General features: G+C 65.9%; 15 protein-coding genes and 1 pseudogene. 7 read left to right on the top strand and 9 right to left on the bottom strand.

Annotated features, from left to right (window positions below; translation table 11 throughout):
• Positions 1 to 10: 10 nt before the first annotated feature.
• From M8J71_RS14205 to mtrA, 3 genes are all read right to left on the bottom strand, one after another.
• Complete coding sequence (locus M8J71_RS14205; RefSeq protein WP_256248495.1) at positions 11 to 1729, bottom strand: LpqB family beta-propeller domain-containing protein; 1719 nt, start codon at positions 1727 to 1729, stop codon at positions 11 to 13.
• Entirely contained in the window at positions 1726 to 3477 is a 1752-nt protein-coding gene (mtrB, locus tag M8J71_RS14200) for an MtrAB system histidine kinase MtrB (RefSeq protein ID WP_256248997.1), read from the bottom strand. The genes M8J71_RS14205 and mtrB overlap by 4 nt, the downstream gene beginning before the upstream one ends.
• Before the next feature lie 136 nt (positions 3478 to 3613).
• On the bottom strand, positions 3614 to 4288 hold the full coding sequence (mtrA, locus tag M8J71_RS14195) for an MtrAB system response regulator MtrA (protein ID WP_256248494.1): 675 nt from the start codon (positions 4286 to 4288) through the stop codon (positions 3614 to 3616).
• A 133-nt stretch (positions 4289 to 4421) separates the two neighbouring features.
• On the opposite strand from mtrA, the pseudogene M8J71_RS14190 reads away from it, so the two are divergent.
• The 7 genes and pseudogenes from M8J71_RS14190 to M8J71_RS14160 all read left to right on the top strand — a co-directional run.
• Positions 4422 to 4604, top strand: a pseudogene (locus tag M8J71_RS14190) (integrase core domain-containing protein); the annotation flags it as partial.
• A gap of 113 nt (positions 4605 to 4717) precedes the next feature.
• On the top strand, positions 4718 to 6202 hold the full coding sequence (locus tag M8J71_RS14185; RefSeq protein ID WP_256248493.1) for a DUF7847 domain-containing protein: 1485 nt from the start codon (positions 4718 to 4720) through the stop codon (positions 6200 to 6202).
• On the top strand, positions 6192 to 6857 hold the full coding sequence (locus M8J71_RS14180) for a DUF4129 domain-containing protein (RefSeq protein ID WP_256248492.1): 666 nt from the start codon (positions 6192 to 6194) through the stop codon (positions 6855 to 6857). Before M8J71_RS14185 ends, M8J71_RS14180 begins: the two co-directional genes overlap by 11 nt.
• On the top strand, positions 6854 to 8053 hold the full coding sequence (locus M8J71_RS14175; RefSeq protein WP_256248491.1) for a DUF4350 domain-containing protein: 1200 nt from the start codon (positions 6854 to 6856) through the stop codon (positions 8051 to 8053). Before M8J71_RS14180 ends, M8J71_RS14175 begins: the two co-directional genes overlap by 4 nt.
• A complete protein-coding gene (locus M8J71_RS14170) occupies positions 8050 to 9042 on the top strand; it encodes an AAA family ATPase (RefSeq protein ID WP_256248490.1) in 993 nt (330 codons plus the stop codon). The genes M8J71_RS14175 and M8J71_RS14170 overlap by 4 nt, the downstream gene beginning before the upstream one ends.
• Positions 9042 to 10334, top strand: coding sequence for a DUF58 domain-containing protein (locus M8J71_RS14165; protein WP_256248489.1), 1293 nt, complete (start codon positions 9042 to 9044; stop codon positions 10332 to 10334). Before M8J71_RS14170 ends, M8J71_RS14165 begins: the two co-directional genes overlap by 1 nt.
• Before the next feature lie 39 nt (positions 10335 to 10373).
• Positions 10374 to 11087 carry a DUF4166 domain-containing protein gene (locus M8J71_RS14160; protein ID WP_256248488.1) on the top strand — a complete coding sequence of 238 codons (714 nt, stop codon included), beginning with the start codon at positions 10374 to 10376 and terminating at the stop codon, positions 11085 to 11087.
• A 5-nt stretch (positions 11088 to 11092) separates the two neighbouring features.
• On the opposite strand, the gene M8J71_RS14155 is transcribed toward M8J71_RS14160, so the two are convergent.
• The 6 genes from M8J71_RS14155 to M8J71_RS14130 all read right to left on the bottom strand — a co-directional run bounded on the left by M8J71_RS14155 (position 11093) and on the right by M8J71_RS14130 (position 18249).
• A complete protein-coding gene (locus tag M8J71_RS14155; protein WP_256248487.1) occupies positions 11093 to 12166 on the bottom strand; it encodes a hypothetical protein in 1074 nt (357 codons plus the stop codon).
• Entirely contained in the window at positions 12163 to 12570 is a 408-nt protein-coding gene (locus tag M8J71_RS14150) for a chorismate mutase (RefSeq protein ID WP_256248486.1), read from the bottom strand. The genes M8J71_RS14155 and M8J71_RS14150 overlap by 4 nt, the downstream gene beginning before the upstream one ends.
• A 91-nt stretch (positions 12571 to 12661) precedes the next feature.
• Complete coding sequence (locus M8J71_RS14145; protein ID WP_256248485.1) at positions 12662 to 14368, bottom strand: ABC transporter ATP-binding protein; 1707 nt, start codon at positions 14366 to 14368, stop codon at positions 12662 to 12664.
• Complete coding sequence (locus tag M8J71_RS14140) at positions 14365 to 15378, bottom strand: ABC transporter permease (RefSeq protein WP_256248484.1); 1014 nt, start codon at positions 15376 to 15378, stop codon at positions 14365 to 14367. Before M8J71_RS14140 ends, M8J71_RS14145 begins: the two co-directional genes overlap by 4 nt.
• Position 15379: 1 nt before the next feature.
• On the bottom strand, positions 15380 to 16471 hold the full coding sequence (locus M8J71_RS14135) for an ABC transporter permease (protein WP_256248483.1): 1092 nt from the start codon (positions 16469 to 16471) through the stop codon (positions 15380 to 15382).
• Positions 16472 to 16617: 146 nt separating this feature from the next.
• Entirely contained in the window at positions 16618 to 18249 is a 1632-nt protein-coding gene (locus tag M8J71_RS14130; protein ID WP_256248482.1) for an ABC transporter substrate-binding protein, read from the bottom strand.
• Positions 18250 to 18256: the final 7 nt, after the last annotated feature.

Genomic DNA, 18256 nt, shown 5'->3' with positions numbered 1-18256 from the left:
GGCAACGGCATCAGCCGGGGAACGACGGCTCGATGGGTCCCTTGATCTGGGGGGACCAGCCATTTCCGAGCCGCTGGAAGACGCCTTCGGCGGACTGCGCATAGATTTCCTCAGCCCCGTTTCCGGCGCTGAGTGCCACCAGGCCTGGCCACGGGGCCAGTTGTTGCGGCTGCCCCGACGTGAGGGAGAGCAGCTCAGGCGTGACGTTCGACGCGGCGGCACCCTTCATCACGGCAACGGTGGTGTCATTGACCCAGACGCCCTGGTCCGGTTCGCTGTTGGTGGCCAGGGAAACCGGCGGTGTCAGCTCCCGCGGTGTTCCGTCCGCGCCGCGGATAATGCCGGTTACCTGCACGCGGGTCTTCCCGTTTTGTTCGGAGATCACCAGCGCCCGGACTCCTTCCCGCGAGATCCGGAAGTCCTTGACGGTTCGACCCGCCAGCCAGGCGGGCGCCAGCGTTACCGACGGTACGTTGGCTCCCTCGGCCACGCCGGTGGGGCGGTACGCAACAACTTCGGTTCCCCCCGAAGCTCCCGGCCCTGCCGACCACACCCATTCATTCAGGCCGAAGGACGGCCGGGTCAGTGTGCTCCGTGTAGTCAGTGCCCTCGCCGGCTGGCCAGGATTGATGCTGTACAGGGTGGTGCGGCTGTCATTAAGGAAGGCCGCGGTCTGTGACACCGGGGATTCTGCGGGAAACCGCGGGTTGAGGGAAGATACCGGCTGCATATCCGGCAGCGGTGACACCCTGTTGTTCTCGTAGCGCACCAGGTCATTGCCGCTGACGGCAATCTGGCGTGAGGGCACGCTTTTGTCCAGCACCGGTGGCAGGACCGAGCCGTTGTCCTCGACGAGAACCAGGTCCTGGTTTGCGCGCAGTTCGACGTTGACCACATCCGGCTGGCTGCGGAAGGTCAGGGTCAGCTGCATCTGCATCCGCAGGCGGTCTTCGGGCGAGGTTTCAGTGAGTTCCTTGGCTGTCAGGTCCACCTGCGCCGCGCCTGAGACAACCGGCACCGATTCCCGTGCCAGCTTGATGCCCGAGGGGAAGGCACTCGCCACGGCACCGCGCAGGTACGGGGCAGGCCCGGCCAGCAGCGCACTGGTCATCGCCTTGACGGTCTTGTTCTTGATGAACCAGCGCACATCAGGCACCGCGTACGTGAAGCTGGGATCATAGAAGTAGATGGGATATGCGCCGTAGATGACCTTAAATGTTTCTTCGGCAATGGCTGTGCCGTCCGGAAGGGCGGAAATCCGCCATTCCCCGTCCACCTGCGTAACCGTCACCGGGATCTTCTCTACGGTTCCCTCTGGTGACTGGGTGGCTATGCCGTCGGCGTCGACTGTGTAGGCGACGTCGAGCTCATAGTTGTAAACATTCTCCGCCTCGCCCGGCACAACCCGCGCATCACGGTAAACCAGGGCGCGCTGGTCCGGCTTCCAGGAGACGGATGACGCCTGGGTCAGATACTGGCGTGCGACCGCGTAGTCGTCCTCATATCCGCTGCCTGCCCGGTAGAAGTAGTCGATGATGGTTTCGGGCGTAGCGCCGTCCTGCGGCGCCGCCGGCAGGAACACCGGTGCGCTGAGGTTGCCGGCGCTTCCCTCACTACTTTTGCCCACCGGTCCGGACGTGGGAATGCGGGCGCAGCCGGCCATCAGGACGGCCAGCAGGACCAGCAGTAAAGCCACGGGTTTTGCCCGGGCCAGGGCGTAGCCCGTCATGTGGTCTCCTTCGACGTGGACGCCGGAACAAACGGCGCTCCGCCGGCTTCCAGCACCAGCATGTTTTTGTTGTCCGCCTCATCAGGGAGCGTGATGTCACTGGGTTCCAGCTGAACCGGCGACTTGTCGATGTCTTCGCCCTGGCGCAGAGGCAGTGTCAGCCGGAAGTTTGCCCCGTGGCCCTTCTTCCCCCACGCCTGGAGCCAGCCGTTGTGGAGTTTGGTGTCCTCCATTGCTATGGACAAGCCAAGGCCGCTGCCCCCGGTGGTGCGGGCGCGGGCAGGGTCTGCCCGCCAGAACCTGTCAAAGACGCGGGCGGCTTCCGCCGGTGCCATGCCAATGCCGTGGTCACGGACTGCTATCCCGACGGCGGTCCGGCTGGCTGCCACGGTGACCCTTACCGGTTTTCCTTCGCCGTGTTCCACGGCGTTGAGGATGAGGTTCCGAAGGATCCTGTCGATCCTGCGGGCATCCATTTCCGCGATGATGGCGCCGCCGGGGGCGCTGAGGATAATTTCGGATCCGTATTCGGCTGCTACCGGCGTCGCCCCTTCAATGACGTGGGCCACCACCTGAAGGATGTCCTCCGGCTCGGCGTCCAGCATGGCCACGCCGGCGTCGAAGCGGGAGATCTCCAGCAGGTCCGACAGGAGGGACTGGAAACGCTCCACCTGGTTGTACAGGAGCTCGGCGGAGCGTTTGTTGATGGGATCGAATTCTTCCCGCGCGTCGTACAGCACTTCCGCTGCCATCCGGACAGTGGTCAGCGGTGTCCGAAGTTCGTGGGAGACGTCGGACACGAAGCGCTGCTGCATCTGGGACAGCGTGGCCAGCTGCGTGATCTGCTCCTGGAGGCTTGCTGCCATGTGGTTGAAGGAGGCGCCGAGGCGGGCAACCTCGTCCTCACCCCGGACCACCATCCGCTCCTGCAACTGGCCGGCCGCCAGCTTTTCGGACACCATCGCCGCGTGGCTGACCGGACTGACGACGTTGCGGGTGACATACCAGGCAATGGCACCGATCATCAGGACCAGCACGGCGCCGCCCGCCCACAGCACGCTTTGGATCTCGTCGAGGGTCTGCTGCGCGGTGTTCAGATCGTAAATAAGGTACAGCTCATAAACGGTGCCATTGAAGGTCACCTTGTTGCCCACGGCAATGCCGGGACGGTCCTCAGTGCCAACCGGGATCACGGTGGACGCCCAGTACTGGTCCTTGCCCGACTCCTGCACGGCCTTACGCAGCTCAGGCGGGATAACGCTGACTGTCAGCTGGTCCGAAGCCCGTGACTCCACCCACCGGTTGCGGGGTTTGGTCTGTTCCGGCACGGCCTCGAAGACATACCTCCGCTGGATCACCGAGCCCCGGCCCTCCACCGCGTTGAGGGTGTCGTACACCAGGGTGATCACGCTGGATTGATCGGTGACCTGGGCGCCGTCGAAGGTGTCCTGGACCTGCTTGACGTTGTAGCGGGTCTCCGACTCGGCCTGGGTCAGCCGCTCCTGGAACAGGTTGTTGGCGATCTGGTTGGACAGGTACGCGCCAACCACCGCAAACGAGGTGACCGCGAGCATCAGGGTGGTGAGGACGGTACGGAACTGCAGGGACCGGCGCCACCGCCGGTGCAGGGCACGCCCTACAGACCGAAGCGCCGGCAGGAACCGCCGGAATCCGGTTCGAACCAGCCGGGCAACGCGCAGGGTGACGATCAGGGTGCGCCGCCGCCAGATCCGGGCGCGGAAGGACAGCCTCTGGAAGCTGGCTGTTACGGCGTCGGTATGCTCCGGGGACTTGCGGGGCTCAGGCCGGTCGGGCCCGCCGTGGGATTCCGGAGAATTTCCCGCAGCGGGCGCGTTGGCAGGTTCCCCCTTGGGAACTGCGGGGTCAGGCCCCTGCTTTGTAGCCGACACCACGCACCGTTAATACAACTTCCGGGGCTTCCGGATCCTGCTCGATTTTTGACCGGAGGCGCTGGACATGGACATTGACCAGCCGCGTGTCCGCGGCGTGGCGGTAGCCCCAGACCTGCTCGAGCAGCAGTTCGCGGGTGAACACCTGCCACGGCTTGCGGGCAAGGGCAACCAGGAGATCGAACTCCAGCGGCGTGAGGGAGATCCGCTCACTGCCCCTGCTCACGGTATGCCCCGCGACGTCGATGGTGATGTCCGCAATCTTCAGGGTTTCCGGGGCCTTCTGGTCACCGGGCCGAAGCCGGGCGCGGACACGGGCCACGAGCTCGGCCGGCTTGAACGGCTTGGGCACGTAGTCATCGGCACCGGACTCCAGGCCGCGGACGACGTCGGAGGTGTCTGCCTTGGCAGTGAGCATCACGATGGGCACGTCAGACTCCGCGCGGATCTGCCGGCAGACCTCAATGCCGTCCACGCCGGGAAGCATAAGGTCCAACAGGACAAGGTCCGGCCGGGATGAGCGGAAAACGTCAAGCGCCTTGGCGCCGTCGGCGCAGAAGACCGGCTCGAAGCCGTCATTGCGAAGAACAATTCCGATCATTTCGGCCAGCGCTTCGTCATCGTCTACCACCAGAATGCGTGCCTTCATAGTTATATATTCCCTTATCAGGCAGGCTTTGTCCTGTTCAGGGCGCTGCGGCACGGCGGAACGCTAGGTGTATTGACCACGGACGTTAGGAACATGCGGCGTGGTTAGGTGACAAAAAGAAGACCTCCAAGTGGAGTGGGGCTTGTCTAGAGTCCGAACCACAAGGAGGTCTTCAATGTCCCATGCTAACGAGACCGAGCGTGTTGCCGCTTTCGCCGACTGGCTCCATCACTACAATCATCATCGAGGCCACACCTCACTCAAAGGTCAGCCACCGGCCAGCCGCGTCACCAACCTCTCAGGTCAATACAGCTAGGTGGCCCGCCAGCGGAACTATAGGCTGGGACGAAGCCGGACGTTCCCGGTGCCCACCGTGTGCTGCGGCCCGGGCGCCTACAGCCGGGCATAGCTACGGGGGAAGGAACAAGGGTGTCACAAGAGGATCCGGGCGCGCAACGGCCTCAGGGCTGGGACCGGTCCGCTAAAGGCGGTGCCACCGACGGTCAAGGCTCCGGCGCTGACGGCGACCCGGGCGCCGGCAGCCAAGCCCCCGGCGCTGACGGCAGCCAAGGCAGCGACGACGGCGTACCGGGCTTCGGCGCGAATATGCAGCCCGCGCCCCCCACTTATGGCCAGGCGGGCTGGGGTGCGGCGCCCGCGTGGGGCAAACAGCCTGAATCGGGCGGCCAGCCAGAGTGGAACAAACAGCCCGAGTGGAACAAGCAGCCCGAATGGAGCAAACAACCCGAATGGGGCGGCCAGCCTGTTTGGGGTCCCGGGCCGGGGCAGCAGCAGTGGGGCACACCCCAATCCCCGTACCAGTACCCGGGCTACGGCCAGCAACCCTACGGCCAGCCCCGTTACGTAGCCCCGCCCAAACCCGGCATTGTTCCGCTGCGCCCCCTGATGTTCGGTGAGATCCTGGACGGCTCCTTCCAGACGATCCGGCGCAACGCCAAAGCCATGCTGGGCGCCGCCGTCCTCGCGCAATCCCTCGCAGCCATCCTCGCCGCCGTGATCACGGCCGTGACAGCCACCTCCCTGGTCTCCTTTGAAACCTGGGCGGAGAGCGCCAGTCCTGCCGACCTTGCCTCCCTCGGCCTTGGCTTTCTGGCCGCCATCCTGCTGGTAGGTGTACTGACGCTTTTTATCTCGGCCGTGCTCCAGGGCGCAATGGTGGTGCCCGTAGCGAGGTCCATCCTCAACCGCCCCACCGGATTCCGGCAGATGTGGGGCCTGACACATTCTCGGGCCTGGGCGCTGGTCCGCCTGGCCGCGCTGATGATGGTGGCGGGCCTGCTCGGGTTTCTGGTTATTGCAGCGGTCGCCGTGGGGTTGGTCGCCGGCTTGGAAGGCACGGGCGCCCTGCTGCTCATTCCCCTGGTGCCGGCTTTTATTGCCGTGTTCGCGTGGATCTATATCAAGCTGATGGTGGCCCCTGCCGCCGTCGTCATTGAAGAACTTGGCGCCCTTGATGGCCTGCGCCGCTCCTGGGCACTCACCCGCGCCAACTGGTGGCGGATCTTCGGGATCACCTTGGTGGTGAGCATCATGGTGGGCATCATCGGGCAGGTGGTGGCGATCCCGGTGAGCCTGCTGCCCACCTTCCTTGGCGGTTTCATCTCGCCGCACGGCGGCACTGAGCAGGAGGTCACCATCGCCGTTGCAGTCGGCGTGGCCACTGCCGTCCTGGGTGCACTGATCGGCGCAGTGGGCTATGCCTTCCAAACGTCGGTGATGGCGTTGCTCTACATGGATCTGCGGATGCGGAAGGACGGGCTGGACATCGCCCTGCTCCGCCTGCTGGAAACCGGCGCCGATCCGGAAGGAATCCCCGGACGCGGGATGACTGTATCCGGGCCGGGCCCTCGTCCCGGGACAAGCCCCGGCGGAGCCTGGCCGAATGTCCGCTGAACCTCCAGTGCTCCCGGGGGCCGAGGAGGCCCGGCGGTGGGCAGCTGAGGAACTCGCAAAATCCGAGTACCGGGACGCCGAGCCGGGCTGGCTGGAATCGTTGTGGCGAAGTTTCCTGGACTGGCTGCTGTCCCTGGACGGACCGTCCGGCGAAGCGGGCCCGGTGCCGAGCCCGGTCATCGGAATCGTCATCGCGGTAGTCATCGCCGTCGCCGTGATCCTGGCCCGGCCCCGCCTGAACCCGAAGACCCGGCAACGCAAGGAAGTCTTCGAGCCGGACACTGAACTGAGAGCTTCGGACTACCGGCTGCGCGCGCAAGCCTCAGCCGCAGCAGGCAAGTGGGGGGACGCCGTCGTCGACCGTTTCCGTGCGCTGGTCCGTTCTGCGGAAGACCGTACGGTCCTTGATCCGCAGCCCGGCCGGACCGCTGACGAAGTGGTCCTCGCCCTGTCCGTCCCGTTCCCGGCCGAAGCCGCGCGCCTCCACCAGGCCGCCAGGACTTTCGACGCAGTGCGCTACGGAAACTGGACGGCGGGCAGCTCTGACTACCGGGCGATAGCCGGCCTGGACCAACATCTCGAGGCAACGAAGCCTGCGAAGAACGTGGACCAGCAAAATGACGCCCTGCACCAGGATCGGGCGGCGCTGCCATGACCGGAGTGGTTTCCGACGCTGCGGACATGGAGCGCCACAGCGCCCAAACCGGGGTTGCCGGCAGGAACCCGCTTCGGTGGCTCCGCCGGCACCGCGCCCTTGCTGCCGTGGCAGCAGTCGTGGCCGTGGCCTTGGGGCTGGTCATCTGGGGACAGCTCGCCCCCAAGGGCGACGGTGTTGCCTTGTCCGTCCATAACCCGGGACCCGAGGGAGCACGGGCTGTCACCCAAATATTGGGCCGGCACGGGGTTGACGTCCGGGACGCCGACACGTTCGAAGACGCGATGGCCGCCCTTGCCGATGGCGCCTCCCCCACGCTTCTGCTGTACGACCGGGACGGGTTCCTGGATGACTCCCGGCTGCGCGACTTGTCCGGCGCCGCGAATCGCGTGGTGGTTGTATCGCCCCGGCTGCAGACGCTCGCCGCGCTGGACAGCGGCATCAGCCAGGCCGGCGTGGTGCCGGAGGCCTCAACAGTCCTGGAGCCCGGCTGCGCGCTCCAGGATGCGGAAGCCGCCGGCGCCGTCTCCGGCGAGTCCGGCTTCGTGTACGACGGCGGGACGTCCTGCTACCGGCCCACGGGCTCCGCCGCCGGGCTGCTGACCGTAAGCGGCGACGGGCGCCTCTCGGTCCTGGGCAGCACGGCCATCCTCAGCAACGAACGGCTCGACGAACTGGGCAACGCCGCCCTCGCGATCCGGACCCTTGGCAGTTCAGCGGACCTGGTCTGGTACCTGCCGTCCGTGACTGACCTGGAGACGTCCGGTTCGCCGCAAACGCTCGATGAGCTGGCACCGGACTGGGCCCGTTTCCTTGGCCTCTGGCTCGCCCTGGTGGCCTTGGCTGCCATCCTTTGGCGGGGCCGGCGCCACGGGCCGCTGGTCTTCGAGCCGCTGCCCGTTGTGGTCAAGGCTGTGGAGACGGCAGAGGGAAGGGCCCGGCTCTACCATGACTCGCGTGCAATCGACCAGGCACGGGACAACCTGCGGGCCGGGACGCTGGTGCGGCTGGCCCGGAAGCTGCGGCTGGGGCCGGGTGCCACCGCGGACGACACTGCGGAAGCGACGGCCCGGTTCATGGACCGGCCCTCCCAGGACATCAAACAACTGCTCAACGAACGTCCCCGCAGCGAGGCACGGCTTGTGGCCTGGTCGCAGGAACTGGACACCCTAGAGAAAGAGGTCAGTAGCCGATGAGCGAACAAGGCAGCGGCCCCCGGGTCTTTGACAATACCCATGATTCCGCCCGTCAGGCGCTGCTGGACGTGCGCCATGAGGTGGCGAAGGCGGTGGTGGGGCAGGATGCCACCGTCACCGGCCTGCTGATTGCCCTGCTGTCACAGGGGCATGTGCTGCTGGAAGGTGTGCCGGGCGTGGCCAAGACCCTGTTGGTGCGGGCGTTGTCCGCGGCCCTGAGCCTTGACACCAAACGGGTGCAGTTCACGCCGGACCTGATGCCGGGTGACGTCACCGGTTCACTGGTGTACGACTCCCACAGCTCCGAGTTCTCGTTCCGCGAGGGGCCGGTGTTCACAAACCTCTTGCTCGCTGACGAAATCAACCGGACCCCGCCCAAGACCCAGGCGTCGCTGCTCGAGGCCATGGAGGAGCGGCAGGTTTCGGTGGACGGCGTATCGCGGCCGCTGCCCTCACCCTTCCTTGTTGCCGCCACCCAAAACCCTGTGGAGTATGAGGGCACCTATCCCCTCCCCGAGGCACAGCTGGACCGTTTCCTGCTGAAGCTCACCATGCCCTTGCCGGAGCGCCGGGACGAGATGGAAGTGATCCGCCGCCACGCCGCCGGTTTCGATCCGCGTGACCTTGCAGCCGCCGGTGTCCGGCCGGTGGCAGGTGCGGCGGACCTTGAGCGGGCCCGGCAGGCGGTGGCCACCGTTTCGGTCGAGCCCGAAATTATCGGCTACATCGTGGACCTGGCCAGGGCCACGCGGCAGGCACCATCCTTCCAGTTGGGCGTGTCGCCCCGCGGCGCCACGGCATTGCTGAACACATCGCGGTCCTGGGCCTGGCTGTCGGGACGGGGTTTCGTCACACCCGATGACGTCAAGGCGCTGGCCCTGCCCTGCCTGCGGCACCGGGTGACGCTCCAGCCTGAAGCGCAGATGGACGGGGTGCGGGTGGACGATGTCCTTGCCAGCATCCTCGCTTCCGTACCTGTTCCGCGCTAATGGCCATTTCCGGGCGTTTTGTGGTGCTGGTGCTGCTGGGCCTGGTGCCGGTCCTGCTGGTGCCCGGATGGGGCACGGTCTTCCTCGTGGCCGGCTGCCTGCTGGCCCTGGCAGCCGTGGACCTTGTCCTGGCCGGCTCGCTGCGCAACGTCCGGGTGGTGCGCCGGGATCCCGGCAACGTGACCCTGCAGGGAACCGCGGACTCTGTGCTTACCGTCCGGAACGATGGACGGCGCCGGTTGCGCGGGACAGTACGTGATGCGTGGCAGCCCTCCGCCGGCGCACAAAATCCAGTCCAGGACATCAACGTACCGGCTGGCGAAGGCCGGCGGACCAGTGTGCGGCTGCAGCCTGCCAGGCGCGGAGACCTCAAGGCCCCCCACGTCACCGTCCGCTCCTACGGACCATTGCTGCTGGCAGCCCGCCAGCGGACCATCGACTGCCCCGGCGTACTGCGGGTCCTGCCTCCTTTTCATTCCCGGCGGCACCTGCCATCCAAACTGCGTAAGCTCCGCGAGCTCGACGGCAAGGCCGCCGTCCAGATCAGGGGTGCCGGCACCGAGTTTGATTCCCTGCGTGACTACGTCCGCGGCGACGACGTCCGATCCATTGACTGGCGGGCTACGGCCCGCCGGTCTGCCGTAGTGGTGCGCACCTGGCGGCCGGAACGCGACCGGCGCGTCGTGATGGTTCTGGACACGTCCAGGACCTCGGCAGCAAGGATCGACGACGAGCCCCGCCTGGATACCGGCATGGAAGCGGCCCTCCTGCTGGGAGTCCTTGCGGAAAGGGGTGGAGACCGGGTGGACTTCCTGGCCTTTGACCGCCGGACGCGGGCCAGGGCGGGATCTGCCGGGCAGGGCAATCTCCTGGGCCAACTGGTCCAGGCGATGGCCCCGCTGGAAGCCGAACTCATCGAACTGGACTGGTCCGCGATCCCGGGGCAGGTGCGGGCCGTGTCCGCCCACCGGTCCCTGGTGGTGCTGCTGACCTCCCTGGAGGGCGGCGCGCCGGAGGAGGGCCTTATTCCCACTGCGGTGCAACTGGCCCGCCAGCACGTGGTGGTGGTGGCGGCCGTCCGGGACCCCCAGCTCGGGACGATGCTGCGGGAACGTGACAGTGCCACCGGTGTCTTCCGCGCCGCCGCCGCCGAACGCGCGCTTTTGCAGCGCGCAGCAGTCACCGCCGAGCTCCGGCACCATGGCGTGGAAGTGGTGGATGCCGAGCCGCAGGAGCTCCCGCCACAGCTGGCGGATATGTACATCAGGCTCAAGGCTGCAGGTAGATTGTGAAGTCCCTATCGCTGTCCGTGCCCTCACGAGGAGGTCCCCATGAACGTACCGATCTACCAGCAGGCCCTGGGTTCGGACTTCAGCCGGCTGCAGCCCGAACTGCAGGAGTACTTTGCCCTGGTGCCGGGCAGCGGCCAGTACGGCGTGGGCGAGGGCACGTTCGACGTCGTGGGCTGCCGCCAGGACTGGCTGCGTCCGCTGCTGCGGCTGGCCGGCGGGGAGGAAGCGTTTTTTCCGGAGTACGGGGAGAACATTCCGTTCCGGATCGAAAACCACGCGCACCAGGATCCCTTTGGCCGTTCCAGCCTTACGGCGCGGCGGGAAATCCGCTTCCCGGGGCGTACCCGCATCTTCCAGGACACCACCAGCCTGGCCAGCCACAACGGGGCGTCCCGGCTGGTTGACTACGTGGGGAGGTACCGGCGGCTGGTGACGGACCTGAACCGGAGCGTGACAGCGCAGGGGCGGCTCCGCGGCGTTTCCGAAGCTTCGAGGCTTTTTCTTGGCCCCCTCCGCATCCCCCTTCCTGCCGCCCTGGACGCCAAAGCCTACGCTGAACAGTGGTGGGACCCGGCTGAAGGCGGCAACGGAAAGCACCACATCCAGGTCAAGGTGATTCAGCCCCAGATCGGCCTGGTGCTGGTCTATGCCGGCAGCTTCGACTACAGGCTGCGTGCATACACTGGCCGGAGCGCAGCACAGAGCTTCCTGCCGCGGTACGCGCAGCCGGACCGCTGGGAAAACCGAGTCTGACGCTCCTAGCCCTGTGCCAGTTGGTTCAGCCCATCGGCGACCTGCGTGATCCGGCCCAGGACCGCCGTAGCCTCAGCCGGGCTGCGGCCGGCAAGTCCTGCAGAGGGCGTGACGCGTACCGTACTGATGGCAGTTGCCGGCAGGCCGAGCTGCCGCCACGGGCGCCATACCGCCTCGACGCTGTCAGCCACCCTGGGCAGGGAGTTCCCCGCTACGTCCAGCGCCCCGATCCACAGGCGTTTGTCCGCTTCCACGGCTCCGGCCAGCTGCTCCCATTGCCGGGCAGTCAGCGCCTTCAGTGGAACAGCAATGCCGTCGGCTCCGGCCGCGAGGATCTGTTCGAATGGCGCTTCAATTTCGGGAACGGCAATAACGATCTCGGCGGCGCCGGCGGCCCGCAAAGCGTCCAGGACAATACGCCAAGACTCCCGCGCCTCGGAGGCTGCAACTGCACGCAACGTGCGGTACCCGCTGGACGTGGGAATGGTGCCGGCCAGGACGGCTGCGATGTCAGGCTCATCCACCTGTACCACCAGCCGGGCACCGGGAACCGCTGCCGAGACCCGGGAAAGATACGGGCCGACGCCGGCAGCCAGGGAAGCTGCGAGATCCCGCCGGGCGCCGTAGTCCATGAGGGCGCGCTCGCCGTTGTGCAGGTGGAGGCCGGCCGCAAGGCTTAGCGGACCCACCAACTGGACCTTGACCTCCGCAGCCGGCTTCTCCTCGGCACCGGCCACATCAGCCAGGACGTTGATGTCAGTGGCAAGGGCCGAGGCAGCGCGGCGTAAGTCCTTGCCGGGCCGGTCCACGAGCCGCCAACCATAGGGCTGGACGTCCACGGCCAACTCCTCAAGGAGGCAAGCGGTGCGGCCCAGGGCATCCGACCCCACGCCCCGGTCCGGCAGTTCGGCAAGGAATGGCAGATGGGGGCTGCCCAGCTCGCCCCGGATGATCTTTGCCGCCTCCACCGGGTCCTCGCCGGGCCAGGGCCCAAGTCCGGTGGCCGTTACCTCCCGCGGCGGTGCCTCGTTCCCGCGTGTTGCGCCGGACCCGGCTTCGTGCCGTTCTCCGGTCCTCACGCGAGTGCTGATGCCTGCGGGTGCTGCCCCGAGGCGGCCTCATGGTCTTCGGCGATCGCTTCGTGATGCCGGATGACCTCGCCGATGATGAAATTCAGGAACTTTTCCGCGAAGGCAGGATCCAGATGGGCGTCTTCGGCCAGCCTGCGCAGCCGGGCAATTTGGGCAGCTTCACGCCCCGGGTCGCCTGCGGGCAGCCGGTGGGTGGCCTTGAGGAACCCGACTTTCTGGGTTGCCTTGAAGCGCTCAGCCAGGAGGTAGACCAGCGTGGCGTCGATGTTGTCGATGCTGGAGCGGATGGACAGCAGCTCAGCCATCACCGAGTTGTCCACCTGGCCGGCCAGGGAACTGGCGGAGGGGTCGTAGTCATCGGAGTCAGGAGCGTGGAGGTTGTGCTGCGTCATGGTTCAAGTCTATGGGAGGGCTCCTGTTTCGACCGGGTGTTAAGCGCCGGTGCCGGTATCGGGCACCGGCGCTCACCCAAGGCCCAGGGCTTCAGATCCCGAGCAGTGCCCGGTTTTCTTCCCGCCGCCTCGCCTGTTCCTGCGGATCCGGTACGGGAAGGGAGGCGATGAGCCGCCGCGTGTAGTCATGCTGCGGGTTTCCCATCACCTGGCTTCCGATGCCCTGCTCCAGCAGCCTCCCCTTGTAGAGGACGCCCACCCAGGAGGAGAGGATGTCCACAACGGCGAGGTCGTGGCTGATGAAGAGGCAGGCGAAGCCGAACTCCTGCTGGATGTCCTTGAACAGCTCCAGGACCTTGGCCTGCACTGAAACGTCCAGGGCCGACGTCGGCTCGTCAGCTATCAGCAGCCGCGGGTTAAGGCTGAGGGCCCGGGCCAGGGAAGCGCGCTGGCGCTGGCCGCCGGACAGCTCATGCGGGTACCGTCCTGCGTACGACGCCGGCAGCTGGACTGATTCGAGCAGCTCGCCGACGCGTTTGCGCGCCTGCGCCGGGCTTGGCTTCGTATGGATGACCATGGGTTCGGCGATGCAGTCCCCGATGGTCAGTTGCGGGTTGAAGGAAGCGGCAGGGTCCTGGAATACAAAGCCGATGTCCTTCCGGAGCGGTTTGAAGGTCCGCTCCCGAAGGTTCAGCATCTCGTATCCCATCACTCGGAGGCTGCCCCCGGTGGTCCTGTTCAGGCCCGCGATGGCCCGTCCGATGGTGGTCTTGCCGGAACCGGACTCCCCCACCAGTCCGAACACTTCGCCCCGGGACAGGGTGAAGCTGACCCGGTCCACGGCCTTGAATGCCGGTGTTCCGAGCCTGCCCGGGTACTCGATGGTCAGGTTATTGGCTTCCACCAGGACTTCCTCATCCTGGTGCGCCCGGGCGGTAAGTCCTTGCGACGCAGAGTTGTGCCCGAGGTGCGGTACTGCGGCGAGCAGCTTTCGGGTGTAGTCCTGCCGCGGTTCGGCAAACAGGGTGCGTGCGAGCGCCTCCTCGACGACGTCCCCCTGGTACATCACCACCACGCGGTCGGCGAGGTCCGCCACCACGCCCATGTTGTGGGTGATGAGCACAATGGACGTGCCGTACTTGTCCCGCAGGTCCCGGAGCAGTTCCAGGATCTCTGCCTGGACCGTGACGTCCAGCGCGGTGGTGGGTTCGTCGGCAACAATCAGGCCGGGATTCAGTGCCAGGGCCGCGGCGATCACCACCCGCTGCTTCTGTCCTCCGGAGAACTGGTGCGGGTAATAGTTGACGCGGTGTTCCGGATCGGGGATGCCCACCTTGCGCAGCGCTTCAACGGCCCGGGACTTGGCTTCCTTGGCAGAAACCCGCTTTCCTCCGCTGCCGGTGTGGGCTCGGATGCCTTCGGCGATCTGCCAGCCCACGGTGAATACCGGGTTCAGCGCCGTGGAGGGTTCCTGGAAAACCATGGCCACGTCGCGGCCGCGGATCTGGCGGAGGCGGGCGGCACTGACACTGATCACGTCAGCCCCGTTGATCACCACCGCACCTGAGCTGCTGGCCGTTTCCGGAAGCAGGCCCAGGATGGTCTTGGCGGTGACTGTCTTGCCGGACCCGGACTCCCCCACGATGGCGAGCACTTCGCCTTTCCGCACCTCCAGGCTGACGTCCTTGACGGCATGGACGGGACCGCCGTCGGTGGCGAAAGTGACCCGGAGGTGGTCGATGTCAAGAACCGGGCGGCCGCGATCCCGCCCGGACAGCGGGTCGTTATTGACGGTCATGATGCCCTCACTTCTGTTGCGATGGCGGCGGTGTCCACCGGCGCCGGGGAGCTGCCCCCTGTGCTCTTGCGGCCGCGCAGGCGCGGATCATTCAGGTCGTTGATGCTCTCGCCCACCAGGGTCAGGCCCACTACCGTGACCACGATGGCCAGGCCGGGGAACATGCCGGTCCACCAGATCCCGGAGGTGGTGTCGGCGAGCGCCTTTTTGAGGTCGAAGCCCCATTCGGCGGCCGAGCTGGGTTCGATGCCGAAACCAAGGAACCCCAGTCCGGCCAGGATGAGGATGGCTTCGGAGGCATTTAGCGTGAAGATCAGCGGCAAGGTGCGCGTGGCATTGCGGTAGATGTGGCGGCTCATGATGCGGATGTTGGAGGCGCCCACCACTTTTGCGGACTCCACGAACGGCTCGGCCTTCAACCTGACAGTCTCGGCCCGAATGACGCGGAAATACTGCGGAATGAATACCAGCGTGATGGCGGTGCCGGCGGCGAAGATGCCGCCGATGAGGCTGGACTGGCCCCCGCTGATAACGATGGCCATCACGATGGCCACCAGCAGCGACGGAAAGGCGTAGACGGCGTCGGCGATGACCACCAGGATCCGGTCGAGCCACCCGCCCAGGTATCCGCTGACCAAGCCCAGGACGACGCCGACGACGATGGACATGACCACGGCGACGACGATCACCAGGATGGCGGTCTGCGCACCCCAGATCACCCGCGACAGGACGTCATAGCCCCCTACCGTTGTGCCCAAAAGGTGCTTGCCGCCCGGGGCCTGCTGAGTGGGGAAGTTGCCGTCGGCGTCGGACAGCTGGGAGAAGCCGTAGGGCGCCAGCAGCGGGGCGAAGAGCGCCGTCAGGACAAAAGCGCCGGTCAGGATCAGGCCTGCCACCAGCATGCCGCGCTGGAGGCCAACGCTTTTGTTGAAATGCGAGACGACCGGCAGGCGCCGGTACCAGGGCGCCCGCGGACTTTCCATCGGGACGGGAACGGCTGGAATGCTCATGTCAGTACCTCACGCGGGGATCGATCAGCGCGGCGATAATGTCCACGATGAAGTTGGTCAAGGCGACGATGATGGCGAGCAGCACCACGATGCCCTGGACCGCTACGAAGTCGCGTGCCGTGAGGTAGTTGGCCAGCTGGAATCCCAGGCCCTTCCACTCAAACGTAATTTCGGTCAGTACCGCGCCGCCGAGCATCACGGCGATCTGCAGCCCCATCACGGTGATAATCGGGATCAGGGCGGGCTTGTAGGCATGCTTGGTGACCAGGCGGTATTCGCTCACTCCCCTGGACCGGCCGGCCTCCACGTAATCCCTGCCCAAGGTGCCGATGACGTTGGTCCGAACAAGGCGCAGGAAGATCCCGGCCGTCAGGAGCCCCAGCGCCACGGCGGGCAGGACAGCATGGGCCATGACGTCGCTGAGCGCTGCCATGTTTCCGCTTCGGAGCGCGTCCAGCCAGTAGATCCCGGTGGGGGCTTCCAGGGAGGTCAGGGCGAGTTCGCTGGATGTTTTGGCCCTGCCGGCAACCGGCAGCCAGCCCAACCACACTGAGAAGGTCAGCTTCAGCAGCATGCCCGCGAAGAACACGGGAGTGGCGTAGCAAAGAATGGCGAAGACCCGCAGGACGGCGTCGGGAGCCTTGTCCCGGCGGTGCGCCGCGACCATGCCGAGCGGGATGCCCACCAGGAGGGCGACGAGCAGTGCGTTGATGGTCAGCTCCAGTGTTGCTGAGCCATAGGTTGAGAGCATTTCGACGACGGCCCGGTTGTCCGTGAGGGTGCGGCCAAAGTTGCCCGTGGCCAGCTGGCCGAGGTATTCGAAGTATTGGACCAGGAGGGGCCGGTCGTAGCCGGCAGCCTGGATGCGCTCCTGAAGCTGGTCGGCAGGCAGCCGCCCGCCCATGGCCGCAGTTATGGGGTCACCGGTAATCCTCATCAGGAAGAAGACCATGGTCACCAGGATGAAGATCGTGGGGAAGATTAGCAGGAAGCGGACCAGAATGTACTGGCCAAGTCCCCCGCCGGAAGATTTTTTGGCGGCCGGGAGGAGGCCGTCCGCGTCGCTTGGGGGCGCGTCAATAAGTGTTGTCATGGGTACCTAAAGTTGTCGTTGCCGGCGCTGCGGCTCCGGCAGGAGTGCAGCAACCGTGACCAGCAGACGGGGCGGGACACGTGCACCTGGCTGTAGGCGCATCACGTCCCGCCCCGTGTGCGGTCAGAACCGGATGGTCGCTGGACCTACTTGGACATCACGCCAAGACGGGTCTTGAACGATGCGTCCAGGGTCTTTTCGACTCCCTGGACATCCGTTCCGGCCACCATCACCTGGGCACCCTGCAGCAGCGGCAGCGTGGAGAGATCCTTGGCGATTGCTTCCTGGGCCTGGCCGAGCAGTTCGCTCCGCTCCGCCTTGTCCGTGGTTACCAGCTGCTTCTTGACGATGTCCGTTACGGCAGCGTTTTCGTAGTGGTTGCCGAGGAAGTTGCCGGGGATGAAGAACGGGGTCAGGTAGTTGTCCGCATCCGAGTAGTCCGGGAACCAGCCAAGCTGGTACACCGGGTAGGCATCCGCGCGGCGCTCCTTGGTGTAAGTGGTCCACTCCGTGGACTTGAGGTCCACGGTGAAGAGGCCGGACTTCTCAAGCTGTTCCTTAACGAGGGCGTACTCATCGGCGGCGGACGTGCCGTACCGGTCCGTGTACTGCAGCTTGAGGTCAACCGGGGAGGTGATGCCGGCGTCGGCCAGGACCTTCTTTGCCTTGTCCAGGCTGGGCTTGCCGCTGCCGTCACCGTAAAGGCTCTTCAGCGGCTCCGCGGCCCCCTCGAATTCCTTGGGGACGTAGGAATAGACGGGAGTGTAGGTGTTTTTGAAGACCTGGGAGGCGATGACGTCGCGGTCAACGAGGTGCGCGATGGCCTGGCGCACGGCCAGCGACTTCGCGGGATCGGCTTCGGGAGTCTTCGCGCCGAACGGCATGGTGTCGAAGTTGAAGACCATGTAGCGCAGTTCCCCGCCTGGGCCCTTGTGGACCTTGACCTTGGAGTCCTTTTCCAGGTCGGCCACGTCGGTTGCCGTGAGGATGCGGCCTGCAACATCGATGTTGCCCTGCTGGACGTCGAGTTTCAGGTTGTTCGGGTCCGCGTAGTGCTTGAGCGTGGCGCCGTCGTTGGCCGCTGCGCCCAGCATCCCCTGGTAGTCCGGGTTGGGCTTGAAGCTGACCAGTTCGTTCTTCTTGTAGCTTTCGATCGTGTACTGGCCGGCAAAAGGCTTCGCGGCGATGATGGCGTCATCGTCCATGATCTTGTCCGCGGGGAAGACTTCCTCGTCCACAATGGGTCCCGGGTTGGAGGCGAGGACGCCAGGGAACACCTGGTCGTTTCCGGCAGCGAGGGTGAACACCACGGTGGTGGGGTCCGTCGCTTCGATTTTCTCCATATTGGCCAGGAGCGAAGCGGGGCCGTTGGGATCGTCGATGGCCTTCACGCGGTTGAACGAGAAAACGACGTCGGAGGAGTCAAGGGTGTGGCCGTTGGCGAACTTCAGGTCCGGTTTGAGCTTCACCGTGAATTCGGTGGGGCTGGTGAAGGAAGCCGATTCAGCGATGTCCGGGGTGGCCTCGGCGGTGCCGGGCTTGTAGTTGAGCAGGAAGGGATAGATCTGGTTCATCACCATAAACGAGCCGCCATCGTAGGAACCGGCGGGATCCAGCGTGACGACCTTGTCAGTGGTTCCGTAGGTGATGGCCCCGCCGCCGGCATCGCCGGTAGAGGTTCCGCCGCCGCCTGAGGGGCCCGTGCAGGCAGTCAATGCGAGTGCGGAAATGCCTGCCAGCGCGATCGCGCCGTGCAGTGCCTTGATGCTCTTCGTCATCTGTGAA

Source organism: Pseudarthrobacter sp. R1, assembly GCF_024494415.1.
In the GTDB taxonomy this organism is placed as follows: Bacteria; Actinomycetota; Actinomycetes; order Actinomycetales; family Micrococcaceae; genus Arthrobacter.
Note: the sequence above shows the minus strand (reverse complement) of the source record. Positions and strands in the feature narration are given on the sequence as shown.

Coding starts and splice junctions, on each gene's coding strand:
- M8J71_RS14205 (WP_256248495.1), bottom strand. CDS start 1,729: ATGACGGGCTACGCCCTGGCCCGGGCAAAACCCGTGGCTTTACTGCTG.
- mtrA (WP_256248494.1), bottom strand. CDS start 4,288: ATGAAGGCACGCATTCTGGTGGTAGACGATGACGAAGCGCTGGCCGAA.
- M8J71_RS14180 (WP_256248492.1), top strand. CDS start 6,192: ATGTCCGCTGAACCTCCAGTGCTCCCGGGGGCCGAGGAGGCCCGGCGG.
- M8J71_RS14175 (WP_256248491.1), top strand. CDS start 6,854: ATGACCGGAGTGGTTTCCGACGCTGCGGACATGGAGCGCCACAGCGCC.
- M8J71_RS14170 (WP_256248490.1), top strand. CDS start 8,050: ATGAGCGAACAAGGCAGCGGCCCCCGGGTCTTTGACAATACCCATGAT.
- M8J71_RS14165 (WP_256248489.1), top strand. CDS start 9,042: ATGGCCATTTCCGGGCGTTTTGTGGTGCTGGTGCTGCTGGGCCTGGTG.
- M8J71_RS14160 (WP_256248488.1), top strand. CDS start 10,374: ATGAACGTACCGATCTACCAGCAGGCCCTGGGTTCGGACTTCAGCCGG.
- M8J71_RS14150 (WP_256248486.1), bottom strand. CDS start 12,570: ATGACGCAGCACAACCTCCACGCTCCTGACTCCGATGACTACGACCCC.
- M8J71_RS14145 (WP_256248485.1), bottom strand. CDS start 14,368: ATGACCGTCAATAACGACCCGCTGTCCGGGCGGGATCGCGGCCGCCCG.
- M8J71_RS14140 (WP_256248484.1), bottom strand. CDS start 15,378: ATGAGCATTCCAGCCGTTCCCGTCCCGATGGAAAGTCCGCGGGCGCCC.
- M8J71_RS14135 (WP_256248483.1), bottom strand. CDS start 16,471: ATGACAACACTTATTGACGCGCCCCCAAGCGACGCGGACGGCCTCCTC.
- M8J71_RS14130 (WP_256248482.1), bottom strand. CDS start 18,249: ATGACGAAGAGCATCAAGGCACTGCACGGCGCGATCGCGCTGGCAGGC.